This is a genomic window from Moraxella oculi (assembly GCF_023336735.1).
GTDB lineage: Bacteria > Pseudomonadota > Gammaproteobacteria > Pseudomonadales > Moraxellaceae > Moraxella > Moraxella oculi.
In genome coordinates, this window is sequence record NZ_JAMBAQ010000012.1 from 66,841 (window position 1) to 72,840 (window position 6,000).

Annotated in this window: 2 protein-coding genes; both read left to right on the forward strand. The window is 47.5% G+C overall.

Annotation, left to right across the window (positions count from 1 at the left end):
- Positions 1 to 170: 170 nt before the first annotated feature.
- On the forward strand, positions 171 to 299 hold the full coding sequence (locus M2R47_RS09505; protein WP_283162927.1) for a hypothetical protein: 129 nt from the start codon (positions 171 to 173) through the stop codon (positions 297 to 299).
- A 241-nt stretch (positions 300 to 540) separates the two neighbouring features.
- Positions 541 to 6,000, forward strand: a 5,460-nt coding sequence (locus tag M2R47_RS09510; RefSeq protein ID WP_283162928.1) for an ESPR-type extended signal peptide-containing protein, incomplete at its 3' end; no start/stop codon positions are given.

Below are 6,000 nucleotides of genomic sequence, written 5' to 3' on the forward strand. Positions count from 1 at the left end.
ACAGCTGTTATTTGCCAGCATCATTATAAGCTGAACTTAATCTTTTATAAAATTGTTAAAATTATTTTTACTGTGTTACATAAAAATAACAATATATCAGAAAAGTCGCAGTTCAATTGTAGTAAAATATGTGGGTAAAATTTCATTTTTTCTTGTGTAAGGTATTGACAATGCTGATCACGCCACTCATAATGCATCGCATCGCATCGCATCGCATCGCATCGCATCGCATCGCATCGCATCGCATCGCATCGCATCGCATCGCATCGCATCGCATCGCATCGCATCGCATCGCATAACTTCACACCTTAAAAAAACCACCCCATTGTTTATTGCTCTGGCAGTAAGCAATGGGGTGGTTTTTTTGTGCGATTTATCATCTGTTTTGTGATTTTTTCTATATGAAATCTGACCATGAAGGCGACAGCCATCATCCGATGATGTGGATGTCGCCTAGATGCTTGTATCAATGAATCACCTCTTTACAGCCGACATTTGTCAAGCTGTAGAGTATTATCATGAAATCTTAAAGGGTTCTATATGAATAGTATATATAAAATTGTCTTTAACAAGGCAACCGGCACCTATCAGGCGGTGGCCGAGTTTGCCAAGTCGCACACACGGGTGGGCGGCTCATCCGTCAATGGTGGCGTAAAGTCCACCAAATCAGTGGCATTTCGCCTGACGGTCATAGCCTCTGCATTGCTAATGACTGAGTCGGCGATGGCAGCCACAGTAATTTCTAATGGTCAGGTTGGACCTCATGGTGCCAATACATCTGACCTTAGAAAACTTCCGAACTTCGCCAGTGTTAATTTGAACTGTTATGAGGGTGCTGGTAGAGGCATGCCAGGTAGAATGGGAACTACCGGTAGAGTGGGGGATAAGGTAAACATTGCCTCAATCGCCATCGGTGCTGGCATGGGAGAAGAGTTTGGTATTGCTTGTGCACCGACAAATTCCGGTATCGCCATTGGTGCAGGTGCCAGTACTAGACCAGAAGACGATGGAAATGTTAGAACATACAATCAGCAAGTCGCCCTAGGTCGCTTTGCTCGTGCTTCTGGCGACCAATCTGTCGCAGTAGGTGCAGATACTTGGGCTCAAGGTAATTCATCAATTGCTATTGGCGGCGATGATTTAGATAAGGTTTCTCAGAGCAATGCTGCTGCACAATATACTAGACTATCCAAGGGTGATACTATTGTATATGGAGATTATCGCAAAACCCATGCCAAAGGAGATGGTTCAACCGCGGTTGGTGTGCAATCACAAGCATTGGGCGATCTGTCCCAAGCCTTTGGTATGCGTACCAAGGCAACAGGTTTGGCCTCTGTGTCATTGGGTATTAGTACTCAAGCTCTTCAAGAAGGATCATTTGCAGGCGGTGTGAATTCCAGGGCTGAGGGTGCGAATAGTATCGCTCTTGGTACTGATGCAGTTGCTAAATTGCAAGATACAGTAGCTATGGGCACATCGGCTAAAGCATTGGGTCAAAACTCTGTATCCATAGGTCATGACAGTAAGATTGGAGATGCTGCTCAAAACAGTGCATCTGTTGGCTGGGATAATAATGTAACCACTGCTAATACTTTTGCTTTTGGTAATCAAATTAAAACTACGCGTGCCAATTCGGTATTTTTAGGATCTCAGTCAGCCTACACTGCTAAAAACGGCACGACGGACGGAGCTGAAACCGTATCTGCTGCTAATATCAATAGCATCACATACAATGGTTTTGCCGGATCCAACCCATGGGGTGTCGTCTCTGTCGGTGCTCCAGATGCTACTGGCACTGGCAAAACCAAACACCGCCGTATCCAAAATGTCGGTGCTGGTCTGATCGGTGCCAACTCTACCGATGCCATCAATGGTAGCCAGCTGTATCATGTCATCAATACCGGTGGGTGGACTTTGAAGGCTAACGGCCAAACCGTCAATGGTAACGCTCCGTATGCTGATCGTGTAAGATGGGGCGATACTGTCAATTTTAAAGCTGGTGATGGCATCACGATAAATAGCTCTAATGATAATGGTGCTAGAACCATTACCATTAGCAGACAGCCTGATGCTCAACAAGCTGGCCCTAGAATCACTAAACAGAATTTAGACGGCAATCGAGGCTATAAACTTATCATTAATAACCCTGGCGGTCCACAAGAAGAGATAGAAATTCTGCATGGACAAGACGGTGCTCGTGGTCCAGCTGGTTTACAAGGCCCACGCGGTGAAATTGGCCCAGAAGGTCCTCCTGGCCCAACAGGCCCAGCCGGTGCTATCGGTCCTCGTGGTCCAGCTGGTCCTATGGGACCTCCAGGGCCACAAGGTGAACAAGGTCCTGAAGGTCCTCCGGGTCAAGGTGGTGGAGCTGGTGGTGCAGGCGTACCTGGCCCACAAGGCCCAACTGGTGAAGCCGGCCCTCCTGGCCCTCCTGGTGCTGCGGGTCCAGCAGGTCCGCGCGGTCCTGTAGGCCCTGCAGGTAAAGATGGCGAAACCGGCCCACAAGGCCCTCCAGGACCTACAGGCCCAGCAGGTCCGACTGGACAGCCTGGCCCACAAGGCCCTGCCGGCAAGAATGGCGAAACCGGCCCACAAGGCCCTCCTGGCCCAACAGGTCCGGCAGGCGACCGTGGTGAAACTGGTCCAGCAGGCCCAGCTGGTCCAAGAGGTGAAACTGGTCCTGCCGGTCCTAAAGGTGCTGACGGTGCCCCAGGTAAAGATGGTGAAGCTGGTGCTCAAGGTCCAATGGGTCCTGCTGGTCCAGCCGGTGCTCGTGGCGAAAGAGGTCCAGCAGGTCAGGATGGTGCCCCAGGTGCCAAAGGCGACCGTGGCGAAACTGGCCCAGCCGGTCCAGCCGGTGCTCGTGGCGAAAGAGGTCCTGAGGGTGCTCAAGGTCCTCGTGGTGAGAGAGGCGAACCCGGTACCCCAGGTCGTGATGGCAGAGATGGTGCCCCAGGTGCCAAAGGCGATCGTGGCGAAACTGGTGAGCGTGGTCCACAAGGCGAAACCGGTCCTCGTGGTGAACGCGGTGAACAAGGTCCTAAGGGTGATCCAGGTGATCGTGGCCCTAAAGGTGAGCAAGGCGAACCAGGACCAAACAAAGACATGTATGTCCATGTCAATACTGGTCAACCTGACCAAGGTCAAGGCACAGAAAATGAAAACAAAGGCAAAGTCGACGAAAAAGCCGGTGCAACAGGTGATAAGTCCGTCACAGCTGGTGTCAATGCCAAGGCCACAGCACCTGGTAGTGTTGCACTAGGCTCTGAGTCTAAGGCGGATCGTAATGCGATTAATGCAGTTGCGAAGACAGTTAGTCGTGAGCCAAACAAGGACCAAAACCAAGTTTATTCACCATTGACCGAAAATGTCAAAGTTGATCATCCGGAGACAAGCACATTAAATACCGCCATCACCGAAACCGTTAAAGGCAACCTAGGTGCGGTATCGGTAGGTAATGAAGGCAATACTCGCCAAATCATCAATGTTGCTGCAGGTTCTGCCGATACTGATGCGGTGAATGTCGCACAGCTAAAAGCATTGGCTGGCTTGCCAATCACTGTAGAAGCTAATGAAGGTGGTTCAGTGCCTGTCAAGCTTGGTGATCGTTTCCCTGTAAAAGGCAAAGAAAATGGCGGTATAGTCACGAGAACTGATATAGCCTCCAATGGTCTAACGCTTGAAGTTAAGCCTGACGGCACGAAAGGTGTTGAAGTCGGTGCCGGCGGTGTTGCCGTTAAGATCAACGATCAAAAAGGCGTTCAGTTTGGTAATGATGGCAAGATTGAAGTCAAGCCAAATGCCAATAAGGGCGTAGAGGTTACCGCTGAAGGTGTTGGTGTCAATATTGATGATCAGGCCGGTGTTAAGTTTAATGGCGGTAAGGTCGCTGTCAACCTAGCTCCAAACAAAGGTCTTGAGTTTGATGCTAATAATGGCCATGGCATTGCTGTCAAACCACATCATGGCATCACTGTTGATGAAAATGGCGTATCTGCTAAGCCAAACCAAGCCAAAGGCGTAACGGTTGATGGCGAAGGTATTGCTGTAAACATTGCAAATGATGCTGGCCTTGAATTCAAGATGGAGAATGGACAAGGTAAGCTTGCTGCTAAAGCTGGCGATGGTATCGAAATCAACGATAAAGGCATTAATGTCAAACCAAAAGCTGACAAAGGTGCTTTAACAGTTGATGGTGATGGTGTTAGTGTCAATGTTAATGATCAAAAAGGCATTGAGGTTGGAGATGACAACAAACTTGCCATCAAAGTCAACCCAGCCGGTCCATTGACTGTTGACGGACAAGGCCTAAACATCAATGTTGATGATAAGACCATCAAGCTTGAAGCTGGCAAAGTCGCAGCTAAGACCACTGATTTGGCTGTTGATGACAATGGTCCAAACAAAGGCAAAGTGAAGCTTAAAGACCCTGCACCAAATGGTGGCGATGCTCTAGTCACAGCTGACACCGTCATGAATGCTATCAACGATTCTGGCTTTATCTTAAGAACAAGTGCGACAGATAAAGGCGAAGTCAGCAATGACAAAAATAAAGCTGATGGTTATTTGGTCAAACCAAGTAATACAGTAACTGTTGAAGCAGGTGATAATATTGCCATCACTCAAGACGATGGTAAGGTGACCATCCGCACCAAACGCAGCGTGATCTTTGATGATGTTCAATTCGGTGATAACGGTCCAAAAATCACCAAAGATGATCAGGATAATCTAAAAGTCTCTAACAAAGACGGTCAACCTGTTAAGATCACTAATGTGGCTAATGGCATAGGACCAAACGACGCAGTCAATGTCAGCCAATTAGAAACTGTGAAAAACTCACCGATCACCGTAGAAGCTGATCAGTTGGGTTCTGTCAATGTCAAGCTTGGCGATCGCTTCCCAATCAAAGGTGCAACCAATGGTGGTATCATCACCAAGGCTGACCTAGCTACTAATGGTTTGACAGTTGAAGTTAAGCCAAACAACGCCATGGGCGTGCAATTGACCCCAGGCGGTGTTGCTGTGAAAATTGAAGAGGGTAATAATAACCCACTACAATTTGGCGGCAAAGGTGGCATTGAACTTAAAGTTGATGACAATACCTTAGCAGTTGACAATGATACCAATGTTTTAGGCGGTGATAAGAAGCTTAAAGTCAAATTGGCTGATAAAGGTGGTATCACTACCAAGACCGACGGGGATGCAAACTCTAATGGTCTGAAAGTGGATGTTGATAACACAACCGTTCAAATCAATGAAGCTGGCAAAGTCGCCGCTAAGACCACTGATTTGTTAGCAGATAATATCGGTATTTATAAGGGTAAGGTTAGACCGAAAAATATCCAAGAGGGTGATTCTTTGGTCACTGCCAAAACCGTCGCTAATGCCATCAATAACAGCGGATTTATCCTAACTGCTACCAAAGGTGAGGGTGAGCTTGATAATGCCGAGCATAAAGAGCTCATCAAAACAGGCGAGACTGTTACCATCGACGCTGGCAAAAACATCAAGCTGAATCAAACAGCTGGCAAGATCAGCATTGCTACCAAAGATGATGTGAACTTTACTAGTGTTCAGTTTGGTGACAATGGTCCAAAAATCCAAGGAGGTGGTGATAGAAATACCATTAAACTTGTTAATGACTTGGATGGTCCAGTAACAATCGCCAACCTAAAAGAGGGCGTGAATGATAACGACGCTGTCAATGTCAAGCAGTTGAAAGATTCAGCAACCAAATATTTTGCCGATGAAGATGCATCAAGACCACAAGATGGCGAAACCGAAACGACAGCAGCAACCAGCAAAGGCTTTGCTAAGACCCTGACTGATAATGTTGTAGGTATCACAGGTGGCATCACAGGCGATCAGGCTAATGGCGGTGCAAAAAACATCACAACCAAGATTGATGCTGATAACAATACCATCGAAGTCGCTCTAAACCCTGATGTTAAAGGCTTAAATAGCCTGCAATTTGCTGAAGATCAAGGCATCAAAGTTGGT

Coding starts and splice junctions, on each gene's coding strand:
- M2R47_RS09505 (WP_283162927.1), top strand. CDS start 171: ATGCTGATCACGCCACTCATAATGCATCGCATCGCATCGCATCGCATC.